At 48.3% G+C, this 17,986-nt stretch carries 15 protein-coding genes; 6 read left to right on the top strand and 9 right to left on the bottom strand.

The genetic code is table 11. The features are described 5' to 3' along the window. Positions 1-43 precede the first annotated feature (43 nt). Positions 44-622, bottom strand: coding sequence for a P-loop nucleotide/nucleoside kinase family protein (locus EL633_RS30330; protein ID WP_126630964.1), 579 nt, complete (start codon positions 620-622; stop codon positions 44-46). A 269-nt stretch (positions 623-891) separates the two neighbouring features. On the opposite strand from EL633_RS30330, the gene EL633_RS30325 reads away from it, so the two are divergent. After that, the gene (locus EL633_RS30325; RefSeq protein ID WP_126630963.1) at positions 892-1,509 is read left to right on the top strand and encodes a GNAT family N-acetyltransferase; all 618 of its coding nucleotides are present in this window, start codon (positions 892-894) and stop codon (positions 1,507-1,509) included. Between the two features lie 99 nt (positions 1,510-1,608). On the opposite strand, the gene EL633_RS30320 is transcribed toward EL633_RS30325, so the two are convergent. The 3 genes from EL633_RS30320 to EL633_RS30310 form a co-directional block, all read right to left on the bottom strand. After that, a complete protein-coding gene (locus tag EL633_RS30320) occupies positions 1,609-2,556 on the bottom strand; it encodes a hypothetical protein (RefSeq protein WP_126630962.1) in 948 nt (315 codons plus the stop codon). 110 nt (positions 2,557-2,666) lie between these two features. After that, positions 2,667-3,554 carry a D-Ala-D-Ala carboxypeptidase family metallohydrolase gene (locus tag EL633_RS30315; RefSeq protein WP_161982555.1) on the bottom strand — a complete coding sequence of 296 codons (888 nt, stop codon included), beginning with the start codon at positions 3,552-3,554 and terminating at the stop codon, positions 2,667-2,669. Between the two features lie 375 nt (positions 3,555-3,929). Continuing rightward, entirely contained in the window at positions 3,930-4,664 is a 735-nt protein-coding gene (locus tag EL633_RS30310; RefSeq protein ID WP_126630960.1) for an SDR family oxidoreductase, read from the bottom strand. Between the two features lie 159 nt (positions 4,665-4,823). Between EL633_RS30310 and EL633_RS30305 the strand changes: the two genes are divergently transcribed. Further along, the gene (locus EL633_RS30305) at positions 4,824-5,141 is read left to right on the top strand and encodes a winged helix-turn-helix transcriptional regulator (RefSeq protein WP_371865604.1); all 318 of its coding nucleotides are present in this window, start codon (positions 4,824-4,826) and stop codon (positions 5,139-5,141) included. A gap of 227 nt (positions 5,142-5,368) precedes the next feature. Here EL633_RS30305 and EL633_RS30300 read toward each other — a convergent pair whose 3' ends face one another. Further along, the gene (locus EL633_RS30300; RefSeq protein ID WP_161982554.1) at positions 5,369-6,421 is read right to left on the bottom strand and encodes a LacI family DNA-binding transcriptional regulator; all 1,053 of its coding nucleotides are present in this window, start codon (positions 6,419-6,421) and stop codon (positions 5,369-5,371) included. 156 nt (positions 6,422-6,577) lie between these two features. Continuing rightward, positions 6,578-8,032: a GH39 family glycosyl hydrolase gene (locus EL633_RS30295; RefSeq protein ID WP_126630957.1), complete on the bottom strand. Its 1,455-nt coding sequence runs from the start codon at positions 8,030-8,032 to the stop codon at positions 6,578-6,580. A gap of 328 nt (positions 8,033-8,360) precedes the next feature. Here EL633_RS30295 and EL633_RS30290 point away from each other — a divergent pair, with 328 nt between their 5' ends. Next, entirely contained in the window at positions 8,361-11,519 is a 3,159-nt protein-coding gene (locus tag EL633_RS30290) for an alpha-mannosidase (RefSeq protein ID WP_126630956.1), read from the top strand. 59 nt (positions 11,520-11,578) lie between these two features. Here EL633_RS30290 and EL633_RS30285 read toward each other — a convergent pair whose 3' ends face one another. Next, a complete protein-coding gene (locus EL633_RS30285) occupies positions 11,579-12,400 on the bottom strand; it encodes a MerR family transcriptional regulator (protein ID WP_126630955.1) in 822 nt (273 codons plus the stop codon). A gap of 290 nt (positions 12,401-12,690) precedes the next feature. Further along, positions 12,691-13,611, bottom strand: coding sequence for an NADP-dependent oxidoreductase (locus tag EL633_RS30280; RefSeq protein ID WP_126630954.1), 921 nt, complete (start codon positions 13,609-13,611; stop codon positions 12,691-12,693). Positions 13,612-13,753: 142 nt separating this feature from the next. Between EL633_RS30280 and EL633_RS30275 the strand changes: the two genes are divergently transcribed. Then, positions 13,754-14,173: a winged helix-turn-helix transcriptional regulator gene (locus tag EL633_RS30275; RefSeq protein ID WP_126630953.1), complete on the top strand. Its 420-nt coding sequence runs from the start codon at positions 13,754-13,756 to the stop codon at positions 14,171-14,173. A 166-nt stretch (positions 14,174-14,339) separates the two neighbouring features. On the opposite strand, the gene EL633_RS30270 is transcribed toward EL633_RS30275, so the two are convergent. Continuing rightward, a complete protein-coding gene (locus EL633_RS30270; RefSeq protein WP_126630952.1) occupies positions 14,340-16,535 on the bottom strand; it encodes a tetratricopeptide repeat protein in 2,196 nt (731 codons plus the stop codon). A gap of 400 nt (positions 16,536-16,935) precedes the next feature. Between EL633_RS30270 and EL633_RS30265 the strand changes: the two genes are divergently transcribed. Next, on the top strand, positions 16,936-17,370 hold the full coding sequence (locus EL633_RS30265; RefSeq protein WP_126630951.1) for a hypothetical protein: 435 nt from the start codon (positions 16,936-16,938) through the stop codon (positions 17,368-17,370). Between the two features lie 253 nt (positions 17,371-17,623). Next, on the top strand, positions 17,624-17,932 hold the full coding sequence (locus EL633_RS30260; RefSeq protein ID WP_126630950.1) for a hypothetical protein: 309 nt from the start codon (positions 17,624-17,626) through the stop codon (positions 17,930-17,932). Positions 17,933-17,986: the final 54 nt, after the last annotated feature.

Genomic DNA, 17,986 nt, shown 5'->3' with positions numbered 1-17,986 from the left:
TTCCTATATATACGTTGCCCTACGATGCTTCTCAAATACCTCTCTAGTGCGCTTCAGTGTGTACTAGTGCCGTACGAACTTGTTGTAGCAGGTCAGCATAATCAAAACTTTGAGGGGTAGTATTATCGATTTCAACCAGCTGACCACCGAGGTCCATCGGTATTAGTTGACCCTGTAAGAGGCGCTCCTTGTTTTCTTCAAGCCATTCCAGATCACTATGGCTGGAATGCCGATCTACTGATTCTACACGGTCCATGAAGCGTTGCAGGAGGAGCGTCCCATCTGTCCTGCACACAATTTGAAATGGCTCAAAATCGTGAGCACGTTGCAGTTCCAGAAATTCTGCTCCCCTTAATTCAGGACGCCCAAAGAATCCTTCAACCACTAATGCTTGACCTGCGGCCAATATTGTACCTGTGATAGAGTAAAGTAGTTTAAAGGCTGTACTACCAAGTAGTGGGGGAGCATTATTGTTTGTGTATTCAAGGGCATCGTATAGCGTTTCATATAAGCCATCTCGGGAGAAGACCGGGAGCTGTAGATCGGCTGCCAGCCGTTTGGCTAGGGTCGTCTTTCCCGCGCCAGGCAGGCCATTAATGATAATTAGCACTGGTTTTCGCATACTCTTCTACTCACCTTTCATTTTAAAAGCCTGATTTTCCAATCATGTTTCTATTATTGCACTTTTTTTGTATCCAGACAGTGAAGACGAAAAAAAGCGCACATGATTCGTGCTTGTAGCCATCTGGAGATGCAATTAAAGATGCAGGATTTTAGGAAGCTCTGGCTACAATACTATGCATTTTGTCCGTATGGTTGCTATAATAGAGTAATGTGCTCACGAGCATATGTCGAGCGGCTGTCATATAACTCACAGAAAGAAAGCATATTTTGAGCAACACTCCTGAAATTATTCACCTTAAGGAAGAGCAGATTCCCGCGATAGGTAAAATTCTATCGCAGTCGTTTTTTAACGATCCAATTGATGTGTATACACTTCCCGATCCAGAGCCTCGTCTGAACCTGTTTGCCTGGGTCTTCGAAGCGCTTGTACGTGACTCTTTTCCCCTTGGTCATACCTATACTACCATCGGGGGAGATGGCGTAGCTGTATGGTTGCCACCTCAAACAGGTGAAGCGCAGCCTGAGATGGGACATGAATTAGAGCAGATCGAGGAGCACCTGGGTCGGGAAGCTGCGTTGCGCTTTACCGATACTTTTGCATATCTTGAGGATGTTCATCATCAGTATATGCATGATCCACACTGGTATCTACAACTGCTGGGTGTGGCTTCATATCGACAGAGCCAGGGTATTGGTGGCGCCCTGATCGCCCCTATCCTTGCACAGGCCGATCGTGAGGGGACCCCTTGTTATTTAGAGACGTTTGTTGCCAGTAACGTTCCGTTCTATGAGCGTCGAGGCTTCAAGATCCTTACCTCTGGCGAAGAGCCAAAGAGTAAAGTGCCATACTGGGCCATGAGACGTGATCCACAGGCTGGTCGCTAATCCTGTTTGCGCCCGTGATTGAGTACAGGATCCGAACTGGCTTATGCCAGACCGGATCCTGTGTTTTTTTTGTCACCACAATGGCCAGGTTGTATTGAGCTAGCTGACAATATTTGTTGAATAGAGTAACTTACTTGCGGATGCCCGCACGCAGGAATTGGATGAATTGCTCAATGCCGTATACAGCGATTGCCAGGATTCGGCAGGCATATACGATGATTGATAACCATTCTGTGCCATGGTGCCAATAATGTTGAGGGCGCTTCCTTTGTTGGTGCATGCCCATGCACTTAAGGCCTGCCATTCTGGTGTATTGCCTGAGTAGTAAATTTCTGGCAAGGCGGCAGTATGGGGTGCGCCGGAGGAGACATACCAGACCTGGGCCGGCGTCCAGTTGCCTGCGCTTCCATCTCCACTGGCACCGGCAGGATCATCCCCGTAATCGACTAATGTCGCACTGGTTGAGGTGGTAAATCCATCGACGAAGGATTTTGCTTCCTGATAAGTGGAATAACCCAGTTCAATGTCGTCGGCTCCATAGACTTGGATGCGCTGATTTAAATGGATGTAATCATTGGTCGCGTTAACAATACCAGCCCAGGCCTTGCCTGCGGCCGACAATTGAGCGGTCGTGAGATGCTGAGAGTTATAGTTTGAGGTTCCTACCGCGACTTTAAGTTGCGTTGATTGGATCGAACAACTATTGGCCCCACGTAAGAAGTCAATCACATTACTCTGGATGCTGCTATCTGAAGCAAAGGTGTTAGCTGAGATCAATAGTGCTCCATAGCTGCCTCCAGAGAAGTATTGCTCGCCGTAATCCAACACCACCAGCCCGGGATTTCCGTGGGCGGCTGTACAGCCTTCATTCTGCATCGTTGTTGAATTTAGCGTGGTTTTGTAGTAGGAGGTTGTGTAGGCGGGTGGCGTAGTTGCCGCGTGGGCTGGTCCCGGAAAAAAAATAGCGTGTATACCGCCACCGAAGACGCTGAGCATGAGCACAGCCGTCAGGATAATAAATAGACGTTTATGGTTGCGCAGAGACATGCGAAACTCCTTTTTCTGCGAAGCATCTGCTGCATCGTATTAATTTGTACAAAAATAAGCTTTCAATGGAAAATTATGCCAGATATTGCAGTATCCACCATTGTGTGGTTCTACCAGTTGGTATAGGGAGGATTCTGATAAAATGAGCGCCAATCTGCATGCAGGTGTGGGACGTCGGGTTGCCATGGCTCGATATAACTGGCACCCTCCTGGGTCGCAAAGCTCTTCAAGCTTGTCCACATCGAGTAAGAACTGACGGCGATATCGACCGCCTGACCAAAAGTATGTGAACTACAGGTTGCTGAGCCATCGATTGAGGCGTTATGGGCTGGATCACGATAGCCACTGTTAATGCTTAATGCGCTTCCCCAATCGCTACGAATGTTCTGCATATGCTGGACCATGATCGGATCCACGACAACGTGTGTGACGGTAAGCGAATGTGTAAATTCGCTGAGCTGGAAATTGGTTGCAACGTTATAAGCGCCGTCGTTACTATCATTGGGGATAAACCAGACCGGGGTATTGTAGCAAGTATCGTTATATTGGGCGTAAGAAGCCGTCAGGCTTGCATCTGTGACCATCCTGATGTTCAGTCCTGAGGGATACTTGGCCAGACCAACCGTATTGCTGGTTGCCAGTCGATTGCCACTGGCATCATATGCCTGTAATTGAAAATAGCGATAGCCTGTTGATGAATCCAGAGACAGTGTGAGCGTTGAGCTTGTACCAGAAATATGTTGTGAAACGGCAAAAGCATTGCTCATATTTGGGCGTACAGCCGCCACCAGATTATAGCTATTCGCTCCGACACCACTCCAGGAAAAGCCTGCCTGATGATTGGTGTACGTCTCCTGTGGAATCTGTAATGTCAACTGAGCTGCATGAGCTCTGGGATGCGACGAGAATGACCATACCGCAGCAGAGATGAAAAGTAGCAAAATACAGAAGCGTAAAATCCAGTGAGATAACTTCCCTGTTACCAAAAACTTTGTCATTGTACCTCTTTCTTCTTCCATAACTATACTAATAAATTTAAATACCAGGTGCCATATATAATTATAAAAAGTTGGAGTGTACTTTGGCTTCATTTCTTCTATAAGATGTTGATAGTTATCTATGAGGAAATGGGGCACAGTTAAGTGGCAACAATAACCTTCTTTTTATCTCTTTACATAAGACATGATTGAAGAAAAGCCGATTCTGATTTGATGGCGTTCAGAGGTGAATCTATCTGTGCTGCCAGATCAATAGCGCTGATTGCTGATTTTGTTGGCACTATTGATATCTTTATGTGACAATGAAGAGGGTGTATTCTGCTTATATAGATACGCCCTCTTTATAGAACTTACATATTCTTATACCGAACGTTACTAGACAATGCCGCCGGTGGCGCGGATACGCTGACCGGTAATCCAGGCGGCATCGTCAGAGACGAGCCAGGCGATCGTACTGGCGATATCTTCGGGCTGTCCCAGTCGTCCCAATGGGGTCTGGGCGACCAGCATCTCTGTTTGCTCCTTTGACAGAACAAGGCCATCGGTCTGGGTGACACCCGGTGAGACGGTATTGACAGTGATACCACGTGCACCGATCTCTTTAGCCAGGGCCATACTGAACTGCTCAATTGCAGCTTTACTGCCAGCATAAGCCCCTCCTGCTGCCATACTCATGTCCGTTCCACCGGTTGAGATACTGACAATACGTCCATTGTCATTAAGTCGCTGCGCAGCCTCTTGTAATGTAAAGTAGACGCCACGTGTCAGATCGAACATGCTGTTATACTCTTCGACCGTCATCTCAGCGGTTGGCTTGAAGATATTTATACCGGCGGCGTTATTAACCAGAATATCAACCTTCCCGAAGCGTTGTACTGTCTGCTCAAAGAGCTTATGAATATCAGCGAGCTGCCGTACATCGCTCTGTACCGCTATAGCCTCGCTCCCCATGCCCTGGATGGCCGTGACGACATCCGCCGCCTGGCTGGCTCCTTTAATATAGGTAATCACGACTGTCGCCCCATCCTGTCCCAGTCTTTGGGCAATAGCACGCCCAATACCACGTGATGCACCTGTTACAATTGCTACTTTTCCATTTAACTGTGCCATAGTAAGATAGTATCCTTTCAGCTAACCTTTGTATATGCCTGTTTGCGGACCTTGTTTTCTGCTGGCTCTCACTATATAGTATGCTATAAAGAACAACAAGTACTTACTTCCAGGTAAGCATTTGAAAGTGAAGGAACGATTATGCAGGAGCAAGAGAATATCAGCCAGCGTTCTCTTGGTATTGAGGCGACGCTGGGGGTCATTGGTGGCAAATGGAAGATCCTGATCCTCTGGCACCTTATGGACTCTTCAAAGCGTTATGGTCAGTTGCGACGACTCCTCCCTAATGTGACGGAGAAGGTCCTGATTCAGCAGTTGCGAGAGTTGGAGGCCGATGGTATCGTTGGCCGCCAGATATATGAGTCTGAACCGCCCAAAGTCGTTGAATATAGCCTGACCGACTATGGGGCAAGCTTGATCCCGGCGCTCCAATTACTGTGCCACTGGGGTGATCTGCATCTACAACGTGTGCAATAGCAGGTGATGATAGGCCTCTTTACCCTGTAATATCCACACGCTTTCCTCCGACATACCTAATACCATACTGCATATGGGCGTGCTCCGCCCCGATCATGATGAAATCGATGCAATTGACAGCAAGGACAGCCGGGATGCCAGCGGTACTTTGATGCAGACCGGCTTCATAATTGTTTTGACTCCAGGGCATCTGATACAACTACCGGTGATTTGAAAAAATGTAGCCATTATGGCTTCGTGTACTGCTTGACGGATGCTCTTTCAATCAGTTGAACCTCTAAGAGGGTATGGCGTGCGGCTAACTGAGGATACTTCATGCGTTCTAAGAGATGCCATACTCCTTGCAAACCTAGCAGTTCGGTTTCTGATTTGACGGTGGTTAGAGGTGGATTCATCTGGGCTGCCAGATCGATATCATCATAACCAATCAGTGAACATTGGTCAGGAACGGAGATCCCATGTTCTTTTAATGCGTTGAGTGCTCCTAGAGCGGTTATATCGTTGCAGCAGAAGACCGCGCTTGGAACCTCAGGTAATTGCAGTAGCGCCTGCATTTCATTGTAGCCGCCCGTTATGTTGAGATCACCCATACGCACATAGTCGGCTCTCTCCTGTAAACCATATTCGTTTAAGGCACGCCGATAGCCAGCCAGGCGGCGCGAGACACTCAATAATTGCGGGGGGGCGGTGATCATTGCGGGTGGGGGAGAGACATGTCCATGTTCAAGGAGGTAGCGTGTGGCTAGATAACCACCGTGTTCATCATCTACGGTGACGCTATCAGTCCTTGCCGTATCCAGTTTATGTTCAACGAGCACGAACGGGAGCCCTAGTTCTTCGAGTATGGAAAAAAACGCAGGCTTAAAATAATCAACTACCAGGATCCCTTGAACCTCGCGACGCTGAATCATTAAAGGGAGTTCACTGCTATCTTCGACATTCTCATCGACGACTGAGTACATCAAGCTCATACCATGAGCGCTACAAGCTTTTTCAACTCCATTCAAGATAGGGGCATAATAGGGATTGATGGAGAGAGGGATAGGGGTGCCACGCACCAGAAAACTCAGTGTTGTCGTTTTACTATCGGTGACATCTGTTGGACGGCTGACACGCGGTGAATACCCCATCTCTATGGCGGTCGCAGTGACGAGTAAGCGTGTCTCGGGTGCAACCCAGGCATTGCCTGAAAAGACATTGGATGCGGTACCTATAGAAACGCCTGCCTGCCGCGCAACATCACGTAAAGAAACGCGTCGCGCCTGTTCATTTTTTTTCATTGAAAAAAACCTGTTTTGTGTTGCTGCCAGGAAACGTGCATAATTAAGCATAAGAATAGGCGAGAGGCTGATAATTGTCAAGGTGCTAAACAGAGCTAGCGACAGAATCACTAGCTCTTCTCTATACTGATGAAAAAGATTGTATCCCTTGCTATCTTACGCGTTGTCTGTGAAAGATAGCACGATTACTGTATTGGCTGGCAGATTATAGCCGTTCGAGCTGTTCAGTGCACCAATGCTGGTTGTATTGATCGATCCACCAGCTGCGCTTGCCTGTTTGACTGTTACGGCTGTACCATCATTGACCCCGGATGGAAGGTTGTTGAACGACAACTGGATAGACTGATCTGCTTCAGAACGGTTGATCAGGACAAACCCATGTTGATGGCTGTTATTCACTGCCATAATAACAACTTTCGTCGTGTCGCTCGAAGATGAATTGACCACGGCGCCCTGCATGTCTTCATTCATATACTGATATATATAAGCCGCTGGACGTGGATTGTAGCCGGCGTCAAGTTTACCATACCAGCCATCGGCTTCATTCCAGGCCATGCCACCACTTGCTCCATTGTTGACCAGCGAAACCATTGCCAGGGCATCAAAAATGCCACCAACAATCGTGTTCATTTTTTGATCAGGAGGATTCCAGCTAATGTTATATTCATCATGCAAATAGTCGATGTAATTTGATGAATATTTCTGGAACTCGTTGCGGACATTATCGGTAATTGGACCAATATTGGCAGCATTCCATACAGTCTGATTGCTGGCATTGGAGTCGCCGAGTGCGTAACTATGGTATGAGACAAAATCCATGTTGCCAGCCGCGACGGAAAAGAAGTCATCCACATTGTACGTCAGATCAGGACGTGCGAAGGCGGGTCCGCCAACTTTAATGCCTGCATCGACCTGCTTCATGGCCGCCGCTACCTTATTATAAATGCGTCCGAGCTCAGCCATATTATGATCATAAGCAGAACCTGAACCATTCTCAAGTTCATTAAAGATCTCAAAATAATGGAAGCCATAGCCACCATCACTGTTGATGATTTTTACCAGCTGTGCGCAGAGACTGGCATAAGCATCATACGCATCTGTACGTAAATGTCCGTGACCATCATCCAGGTAGGCGGGCCAGTTCACAATATCCATCAATCTGGTAGGACCATTACGGAACGCGCCGGAAGAGCCAAGTCCGGTGCGCAGCGCGTTATTGATCTTATTGATATCCCATTGATAGGATGACGTATTTGGATTGATAATCCAACCACTTCTGTCAGATGTCGAGTCATTCATTTGTCCGGCATAGTGCCAGCGCACAATGCCAGGTCGCATTGCCGCGACATTATTTTGATAGGTCGAGTTGGCCTGGGTGGCTGGATCATAACCATTATAGGCATTCAAGCCATACTGCATATGCGCAACGTTCCCGGTATTAGCGTTCCAGCCCCAATCAACGCTACCAGTAATAGACGCATCGGCATGCGCGCTGTGGAGCGGCCCCGAAAATAATCCCCCCACCAGGAATAGTAACACCATTGTCAGAGCAACCAGGCTGATCGCTAGATGTCGTTTTCCCATCCAGTGAAATGATGTAAAACGTGCCATAGTATATCTCCTTTGAATATCTCAACTTCGAGGAACATAAATACCTATCGTTTTACGGTTGTCCTCATGTGCGTCATGAGAGAGAAATAGGCATACGCTGTTGGGTCCCTCCTTACTATATTTCAATGAATTTCATTAATCAAAGCATAGTGTTCAATACTTGTTTTGTCAAGTCTTCCAGCTATAACTCCTAACAAGCTAGCTGCTTTTTTTATAGTGAATATAGTATCGTCTATTGCATCAATGTGTCGTGAAATTGGATAAGCGGCTGGTTGGTGGTGTGTTACAATGGGTAAAGTCTACTATACATAGTAAGGAGTATATTGTTGTGCTTCACCAGATTCGTTGGACGATTCCCAAAATTACGCAGCGCTTGAATTTGATTGAGCCGCTGGTGTATCGTCGGCGACAGGCATTGCCGCCGTTTCGTTTTCAGCCTTTGACTAGTCCACTGGAGAAACCAGCGGTGGAGGTTGAAGTTGATGATCGTGATTGGAAGACCATTGAGCCCTATGAGTACTGGGGTGAGTGGCGCCAGAATTTTGTATTGCGGAGCACTTTCCAGATTCCCGAGGAATGGGAAAAAGGCCTTCCGCTGGCGCTCTCGTTACCGATCGGTACGACGGGCGATTTTAGCCATCCCGAGGCGCTGGCCTATATTGATGGTGTTTCATATGCGGCCTGTGATCGCCATCATCATGAGTTCGCTTTACGAGCGGACTGGCAGGATGGTCAATCGCATATCCTCGCATTGCATGGCTGGACCGCTGCTCATGGAGAACATGGCGCGCAGTTGTTGATGAAACCCTGCGAAGTTGTGCAGCTTGATCAGCCAACCCGCGATTTTATCGCCACCGCTCGCGTAGCCCTTGGCGCGGCGCAGGTCCTTGCCGAAGAGGCACCCGCGCGTGGCAAACTCCTCTATGCGTTGAATCGCGCCTTTATTTTGCTGGATACCCGTGAACCCTTTGGCGAGGCCTTCTATGCCAGTGTGGCCGAGGCCCATGCCGCCTTGAAGGAAGGCATTGCCCAGGCAGGCGCTCCGCTGGATGCTGAGGTGACCGCGACCGGTCATGCACATATCGATGTGGCCTGGCTCTGGACGCTGGGTCAGACGCGGCGCAAAGCTTCACGTACCTTCCATACCGTCGATCGTTTGATGGAGCAGTTCCCCGACTATCACTTTACGCAGAGCCAACCACAACTCTATGAGTTTATGCGTCAGGATCATCCTGAGCTTTTCGAGGCGATCAAGCGGCGTGTTGCTGAGGGTCGCTGGGAGCTGACCGGAGGTATGTGGGTCGAGGCCGACTGTAATCTGAGTGGACCCGAATCTCTGGCGCGTCAGTTCTTACTGGGTCGCTCCTTCTTTGCCGAGCACTTTGGCGAAAATGTCGAGACTCCCGTCCTCTGGCTGCCTGATGTCTTTGGCTATGCCTGGGCGCTACCGCAATTGATCAAGCAGGCGGGTCTGGAGTATTTCTTCACCATTAAGATTGGGTGGAGTCAATATAACCGCCTGCCCTTTGATAGCTTCTGGTGGCAGGGAATCGATGGCACACGCGTGCTGACCCACTTCAGTCCCACTCCTGAGAAGGGTAGCGCCTATGCCAGCACCTATAATGCCATGGCCACGCCGGACGATATTCTTGGGACCTGGACCAATTTCCGTCAGAAGGATCTGGGCCATGATAATGTGACGCCGCCAGTCCTGACTGCCTTTGGTTTTGGCGATGGTGGTGGTGGTCCAACTCGCGAAATGCTGGAGAATCTGCGTGAGATGCAGGAGTTCCCCGCCTTCCCTCGCACGCGCCAGGGCGATGTGGGTTCCTTCTTCCGCCAATTAGAGGAGACATCGGGTGCCCAGTTGCCGACCTGGAATGGTGAGCTCTATCTGGAATATCATCGTGGTACCTATACTACACAGAGCCGCAACAAACGTTGGAACCGTAAGAGCGAGTTCCTGCTGCACGATGCCGAGTTCCTGGCTGCCCAGGCAAGCCTGCTCAATAGTGAATATCGCTATCCCACCAAAGAGATTACGCAGGCATGGCAGCTTATTTGTCTGAACCAATTCCACGATATCATTCCTGGCAGTAGTATTCACGATGTCTATGTGGAATCGGAACTGCAGTATGGGCAGATTACCGAACTGGGCAACAGCGTTCGTGACGGAGCCTTACAGGCGATTGCCGAACAGGTCGCCGGTGATGTTCTGATTGCCAATCCGATCTCCTTTGAGCGTCGTGATCTGGCCTTCTGGCCTGGAATGGTGCCGGCTGGACATTATCTTCAAGCCAGCCAGACCGGAGAATCCGTGTCTGTACAGGCGACCGACAATGGAACCTGGATCGATGCCGGGGCGTTCCGCCAGTTTAGCATCACAGGTTTACACATCGCTGAGGGTGAACAAGCGAAGCCGACCACCGAGTTAACCGCCACGTCGGAACTGTTGGAGAACAAGTATATTCGCATCGAGCTCAATAGCGCGGGCGACATCGTCCGTGTCTATGACAAAGTACACGAGCGCGAAGTCCTGCCAGAAGGCGCGATCGCCAACCAGTTCCAGGCCTTCGAAGATCGGCCAATGAGCTGGGATGCCTGGGATGTGGATATCTTCTATGATGATAAGCAATGGCTGGCTGATCCTGCCACCTCGATCCGCGTGCTTGAGAGTGGTCCCCTGCGTGCAACCATTGAGGTACAACGTCAGATTTTGCACAGTCAGTATACCCAGCTCATCTCACTAAACTATAATAGCCCACAGTTAGATATTACGACCGATATCGACTGGCGTGAGCGCCACATCCTGCTCAAAGTGGCCTTTCCCGTAGATATCCTGAATCCTGCCGCCACCTATGAAATCCAATGGGGCAATGTACAGCGTCCCACCCATCGCAACACTTCGTGGGACTGGGCGAGATTTGAAACCTGCGGGCAAAAATGGGTAGACCTGAGTGAAGGTGACTATGGCGTCAGCATTCTGAATGATTGTAAATATGGGCACGATATCAAAGAGAATGTGATTCGTATCAGTCTCTTACGTAGCCCAACCATGCCAGATCCTGAGGCGGACCAGGGGGCACAGCGTTTTACGTATAGTCTTTTACCTCACGTGGGTAATTGGGGTGAGGAGACCGTCAGCGCTGCCTATGCGCTTAATGATCCCTTCGTGGTGTATACACCTGAACGCAAGGTGAGTGTATCAGCACGCCAGCTAGTTCCGGCTCTGCTCTCGGTTGACAAACCACATGTTGTGATTGAGACGATCAAACGTGCCGAGGATGGCAATGGCTTGATTGTCCGCTTGTATGAAAGCCAGCGCCGTCGTGGTCTGGTCACGCTGACCACTGGTTTTGACCTGGCCGAAGTCTGGCATACCAATCTGCTGGAAAAAGAAGGTGACAAGTTGCCAATCCAGGGTAATCAGGTGACCTTCTCAATCAAGCCTTATGAGATTGTTACGTTGCGTCTGGTAAATGCATAAATTGCAGCATCTGTTTGAGCGTCTTCATGGCACCTCTCCTTATTAGGGAGAGGTGCTCTTTAGTTCTGGCTCTGTTTATAGTGTGCCAGTGCTTGCTGTAAAAACGCTGCCTCCTCTTTGCTGTAGCTATACTGGGGCAACGGCTTCTCTTCGGTAGGTAGCTGCTCATGGTTCTTCCACCAGCGTTGCACGCCGGCACATACATCGGTGTCACTCCAGGTTAATTGCCTGATCAACTCGCTATGTTGTTTTGCCAGCGCCTGTCCATCCGTACCGGTTGGATCTGACCCCGCTGCTACCAGTCGCCGCAACTCCGAGAAGACGGCGCTCCACTGCTGGTCCGCGCGTATTTGATCCTCTTCAGTCCAGTTCTTGCTCCATTCCGCCACTTTTTGTGCCGCTTCAGGGCTGTACGACTTACTAGAGATTTCCGCCATCTTCTGCTGTTGTTCTGGCGTCAGGTATTTATTGATCCACTTTTTATGCTGTTCCATTTGTATCGCCTGGATCACATTGATAAGCGATTCCCAGTCCCAGTGATTGCTCTGTAGCAATCCTTCAGCTTTTTCAATAGTCTGAATTACCGTATCTAGCTGGCTACGTTTCTCACGCATCATAGCTTTCTGTGTGGCCAGCGTCTCCTGCAAACGCTCTGGATTTGTCTGCAGACAGACTTTGATCTCTTCCAATGAGAAACCGAAAAATTTGAGCGCCAGAATCTGTTGTAAATTCCACAAATCTTCGTCCGAGTAGAGCCGATGGCCCGCATCAGTATAAGCAGAGGGGGAGAGTAGACCAACTTTGTCATAAAAGCGTAAGGTCCGCGCTGTCACCCTGGCTTTCTGCGCAAATTGACTGGTGGTATAGTGCTGACGATTCACGTGTTTCCGCCTTTCTGTTTCAAGTGTAAGGTATGACGTTACGTCATATGCAATACCCGGCGTGACCAATTTTAGCACGGAACAACTATATAATGCGGAGTTGTGGTGGTTAATCTTTGCATGATTGCTGGTGCAGAAAACGTCTTACGGTACAGGTGTGGGCGCACTTAAGGGCGTATCGATGTGGCATGGCACAAACGCTGTTCCCATTGGATAACACATTCGCGGTCAGAAGCTTTGAGCTTCTGACCGCGAATGTGTTATCCCACTACAACAAACAGGTAAGCAAGTTAAGGTACGAGCACAATCTTGCCATGGGTATGATGTTGCTCTAACTCGCGATACGCCTCTCGAACATCAGCGAGAGGATAGACGCGGGCAATCGGAAATTCTAGATCTCCCTGGTCAATCAGTTGGGCGAGCTCAGCCAGAACTGCTGGGTTCGACGCTTGAGAGCTTCCCTGGGCCTGGATGCCATACTTTTCTACCGCCGCGAAGTTGATAATCGTATTGATACGTTCTGGTCGCACCCCAAGCTTGAGCGCGAGTTCAACATAATCGGCACCGAATGTATCGATGAAGGCATCGAGATGATTGTCAGCCGCCGCGCGCAGACGCTCCTCAACACCTTCGCCATAGGCGACCGGAATAATCTGGTGATCGCTCAACCACTGATGATTGGCCGGGCTGGCCAGTCCAATCACTTTTGCTCCCGCTTTTTTTGCCAGTTGCACCACGATTGAACCTACTCCACCTGCCGCACCCGAGACTGCAACGATATCCCCTGCTTTCAGCGCGACAGCATGAATTGCCGCATAGGCGGTTGTTCCAGCGACAAACAACGAACCGGCTACCTCCCAGGGGACGTTGCGCGGACGACGAGTAAGGTTGCTGACCTCTACTGCGACAAACTCGGCATGACTGGCCCGATTGTCTGTGAAACCAATGACCTCATCGCCAACCGCAAAATTAGTTACACCCTCGCCCACGGCGGTGATGATACCGGCCAGATCACTACCCTGTCCGGATGGAAAGGTGGTCGGCCAAATCGCATGCAGCAGGCCCTTACGAATAGATGCCTCACCTGGATTAATACCGGCTGCCTTGACCTTGACAAGCGCCTGTCCTGGACCTGGCGTGGGTTGCTCAACCTCGACGACCTGTAACACATCGATATCGCCATACTGCTCAAATCTGACTGCTTTGGACATATTTCTACTCCCTTTTGGTCTCTTCGCTACTTTTTTATATGTTATCTTTGACTGCATATGTGAATGAAATATCACTTACAGTTACTATAGCTAAAAAACTAATATCTTGTAAGAAGGCACCAAAAAGTGATATAGTTACCAGATGGAGACTAAGCAACAAACATATCCTGATATTTTTCAGGCGGATTGCCTATCGCGGCGGGTGCTGCAATTGATCGCGGATCAGTGGACCCCTCTAGTCTTCTATGCCTTAGAAGAGGGGACGATGCGCTTCGGCCAGTTGCTCAAGCGCATCGATGGCATCTCGAAAAAGATGTTGACACAGACGTTACGGGCCCTGGAACGCAATGGGCTGGTCAAGCGCGTTGTCTACCCTGTAGTGCCTCCGGTGGTAGAGTATTCTCTTACGCCATTGGGACAGACACTGATAGAACCATTGAGGGCACTACAGGTCTGGGCTTATGGCCATCTGCAGGAAGTTGCCCATGCCCAGACGATGTATGATCAACGCGATCAAAAGCCGCTCCAGGAAGCGACCGCTGCCTTTGTTCAACAGCGTTAGCTACGGCAAACAAGAGCGTATCCTCCACGCAAACATACTTCATGGCGTGGAGGATACGCTCTTGTTTGCCGTTCATCTTCCAGTAAATCATCTACAGGAAAGCGTTATGAGTTCCTTTGAATTGTGATAATTCAAGGAAACTCATAGCTGGAATAGCAAAGATCTATTAGTATGAGGTATAGCCAGTGACGTTGGAGACCTTGCCCATGTCGACCGTACACATTGGTCCGACGTTAGCGACATATTCGGGTATTAATGAGGTAGTTGAATAGATGAATTCGACATATTCGACGCTTCCATTGTTTGCGTACCACATGAGATCATATGTACCTTGAGGGATACCCTGAAAATCGAAGCTCCCGTCAGCCTGGATGTCTGTTTTGTAAGGTGCCGTGTCCCACTTATTGAACAATTCACCCTGTGGCAGCTTACCCCGTAATCCCTGTACCAGCGCAATCTGAGAAAAACTATATGTTGACTCAGTATTGACAAATTTTCCTTTGACATCTGGTGGCGTGTTTAATTCTTGCTGTGCCTGTTGACCTTCGGGAGTATCTTTATAATCGTTGGCTAGCTGCTTATAGTATTGAATTGAATCGGTACAGGATTTTGAGCGCGTTGTTTGACCCAGACCCATGATTGATTTGGAGAGGTCCCCATGTACCTGCCTGGTCTTAGCTGGATCTGGATAGGTCTTGACGATTTCATTGAAAGAATCTATCGCACTACTATAGTCTTTATGCTGTAGTTGTTGTTCACCTAGCCCCAGGAGCGCTTTGGACACATTTGCGCGTGCATTCTTTGTCTCTTTTGCGCTGGGGAATGAATTTAGAATGTTCTTGAAACTGCTAATCGCATTGGTATAGTCCTTTGACTGCAATTGGCTGTTACCGACCTGGTAATAGGAGGTTGCATCCAGGGGTTGAGCCCGTTGTTTGCAGTTAGCATCACAGTATGGCAGGCTCAGCGTGGGATCTAGTGTGTTGATCGCCTCTTTATAGTTTTTGGCCTGGACATTTTGTTGCGCCAGCGCAATGCGGGTGTCAATACTGGTTGTTTGAGCTCGTTGTTTGCAGCCGTTATCACAGTATGCCAGTCCTAGGGTTGAGTCTATCGCACTGATCGCCTCTTTGTAATTTTTGGCCTGTATACTTTGTTGTGCCAGTATAAGGCGTGTCTCAATGTCCAATGATTTTGCTTTTTGTACCCATACCTCTGCGTTTATTAGACCAGAGATACTGTTATTCCCGTTGGTTTGGGTCGCCTTATCAGTATCAGGGGTACGAAAGTGTTCAATAACATAGGTGAATTTCTTTAGCGCATCATTATATTGATGGTTGTTTTTGAAAGCTAATCCCCATGAGGTGTATGTACGTGCCAGGTTCGTGCTGGTTGGTTCTACGTCGCCTGCAAACGTATATTCGTTGATGGCCTGTGGCCATTTTTTTTGGTCCTCAAAGGATTGTCCCTGCCATTGATGGATAGTTCCCTGGGCGGCTCTAGCCCAGCCTGAGAAAATTACCAGCGCCAGCAAGAATACTGTGGCGATAATGCGGCGTATTTTACTGGCAGGTACAATTGTGCGTATAGATGTACGTATCAGCCAGCCGATCGCGACCACCACCCCAATAATCAATGCGGCAACCGATGCCTGCGACACTCCTTCTGCCCAATCGCTGCCCAGCAAATACAATCCAATTAGCACTGCTATAGTTAATACAATACCGCTAATAAAGATCCATAAAGGCAAGGAAGCAGCTTGTTTCTTAGCTGGTCTGGCAGGCCTGGATTGGTAGTTCAGCGGTGGATAGGCTGGTCCAGATTGGTAATTGGGTGGCGGTGGGTAGCTTGGTCCAGACTGATAATTGGCACCGGATTGGTAATTAGGTGGCGGCGGATAGGCAGGCCCAGATTGATTGATAGGTGGCGGTGGATAAGCAGGCCCAGATTGGTGGTTTGTTCCGGATTGATCGGCAGGTAAACCACCTATATTAGCTTTATCATCTGTTGCAGAGATAGTGGGCTCACTAGAGATGGTGGGCTCACTAGAGATAGTGGGTTCACTAGAGATAGTCGCATCACTGGCCGGACTGGTTTGAACTGCTTCTGGAGAACTAACAGGGACGCTATTTTTCTGAGCAGGAATACCTGTAGCGGGGGGCACTAATCTTTGGGTAGCTTCTAATGCTGTGGATTGTGTTGACTGTTCTCCTTTTATTGTCTTATCCTCATCAATGGTAGATGATGATTGTGAAGGGGTTGCCTCGGGCTTTACTGCCTTCATTGCAGGTTGAGTGTCCTCATCATGATCTGCTTCACTAAATGATTGAGGCAAATTTTTATCATTCTCAGATGAATCCATGTTTATGCGAAACCTCCATGCATTGCATAATTAATAAATTATTTCGTATCTATGGCTTCTGGCTATACATATCAAAAAAGTAATTTTGTTAACCCTTTTGACATTCCCTATGTGACATGAACGAGTGGATAAATGCTAAATTTATTTGGATAATCGTTGTTATTTTAATTGATTACAGGCGTATTGTAAACATTATCGTCCTTTAATATAGGACGTTTTATTTTTCGTACAGCGGACAAAAAAAGAAGAAATTTTTGTGGCAACGCTTTTTTTTATGTACCTTTGTTTAAACTAAAAGTATTTTTGAATTTGTGTCGTTATACGTAATATATATATCGCTATAAAGTCATATATATAGGCAGGTTAAAGTGTTGTCGCATTCAGTAGAGGGAGGCGCACAATGTCAGGTGATGAGCATAATCTGCGAACACCATTCGGAACTAAAAGGTTGGTAGGCGTGGCGTTACTTCTCTTACTCTTCTTTTTCGGCAGCTTGTTTGTAGAGGTGAGTGTGGGGGAAGCTATCATCTGGTGGCAACCATTTTTAATCTTGTTGTCTTGTAGTGCTGGCGTTTACTATCTGTATTGTGGGATACAGACTTTGTGCTCGTCTCAGGCTACATGGGATGAGAAGATCTGGCATCGTAATGTGAATCTTGTGAATGGATTAGTCTGGCTTAATCTGGCTGCAGCCCTGGTGGTCGCCTGGTTTCTGGTCCTGGTGGTGTCCACGACCGTGCTGGCACTACTGATGGCGTTCTTTTTTCTGGGCGCGTCCTTGTCCCTGGGTCGTAGTATTCAATTGGTTGCCCCACCTATTCCCGCCAATTTTTAAAAGCACTTATGCATAGCAATGGTGCAGGAAGATTATGCATATCCTCCTGCACTGTTTTATTTTATGTGTGCTAACTCGTTAATAATAGATGTACCTGTCAATACAGAGCAATATATTTTTCAGGTACTTATTAAAGAGGATATGTATGATACCGGAACATGAAAAGAAGCCACCTCATCCCTTGTCATCGAGTAATACACGCTTCATAAATACTCTTTTCACTCTACTTATTGTTTGCGCTGTAGGTGTATGGATGGTTAATACCTATGGCGATGCTAATGCAGGCAAGCTTTTGTGGCATCCTTTAGTGGGAGCTGTTTTTGCGCTATTTGCTGTGTTCTACTTTATTAGAGGATCTCAGCAAATGATCGCTGGCCGCCAGCGTTCCTGGCTGTATAGCCGTTCTATTCTACTCAGTTTTTGCTGGCTCTGCCTCTCTATAAATTCCTGGTTACTGTGGCTTTTTGTGCCATCCCTGCCACTGGCTATTGTCCATCTTTTGCTCTCAATGGGAGCGATCGCCTTTTTGTTTGCCAGCATTATCCTGACTGCGAGAAGATAATAGTCTGGGCCAGTAGACGATCAGCTGCACCTACTATTTATATACGGCGGATCG

The sequence above is a fragment of the Dictyobacter alpinus genome (genome assembly GCF_003967575.1).
GTDB classification, from domain to species: domain Bacteria; phylum Chloroflexota; class Ktedonobacteria; order Ktedonobacterales; family Ktedonobacteraceae; genus Dictyobacter; species Dictyobacter alpinus.
Note: the sequence above shows the minus strand (reverse complement) of the source record. Positions and strands in the feature narration are given on the sequence as shown.

Bases quoted from the DNA above. Each gene is read 5' to 3' on its own strand.
- EL633_RS30300 (WP_161982554.1), bottom strand. From the start codon at position 6,421: ATGAAAAAAAATGAACAGGCGCGACGCGTTTCTTTACGTGATGTTGCG.
- EL633_RS30265 (WP_126630951.1), top strand. From the start codon at position 16,936: ATGTCAGGTGATGAGCATAATCTGCGAACACCATTCGGAACTAAAAGG.
- EL633_RS30295 (WP_126630957.1), bottom strand. From the start codon at position 8,032: ATGGCACGTTTTACATCATTTCACTGGATGGGAAAACGACATCTAGCG.
- EL633_RS30320 (WP_126630962.1), bottom strand. From the start codon at position 2,556: ATGTCTCTGCGCAACCATAAACGTCTATTTATTATCCTGACGGCTGTG.
- EL633_RS30270 (WP_126630952.1), bottom strand. From the start codon at position 16,535: ATGGATTCATCTGAGAATGATAAAAATTTGCCTCAATCATTTAGTGAA.
- EL633_RS30330 (WP_126630964.1), bottom strand. From the start codon at position 622: ATGCGAAAACCAGTGCTAATTATCATTAATGGCCTGCCTGGCGCGGGA.
- EL633_RS30280 (WP_126630954.1), bottom strand. From the start codon at position 13,611: ATGTCCAAAGCAGTCAGATTTGAGCAGTATGGCGATATCGATGTGTTA.
- EL633_RS30315 (WP_161982555.1), bottom strand. From the start codon at position 3,554: ATGACAAAGTTTTTGGTAACAGGGAAGTTATCTCACTGGATTTTACGC.
- EL633_RS30275 (WP_126630953.1), top strand. From the start codon at position 13,754: ATGGAGACTAAGCAACAAACATATCCTGATATTTTTCAGGCGGATTGC.
- EL633_RS30260 (WP_126630950.1), top strand. From the start codon at position 17,624: ATGGTTAATACCTATGGCGATGCTAATGCAGGCAAGCTTTTGTGGCAT.
- EL633_RS30310 (WP_126630960.1), bottom strand. From the start codon at position 4,664: ATGGCACAGTTAAATGGAAAAGTAGCAATTGTAACAGGTGCATCACGT.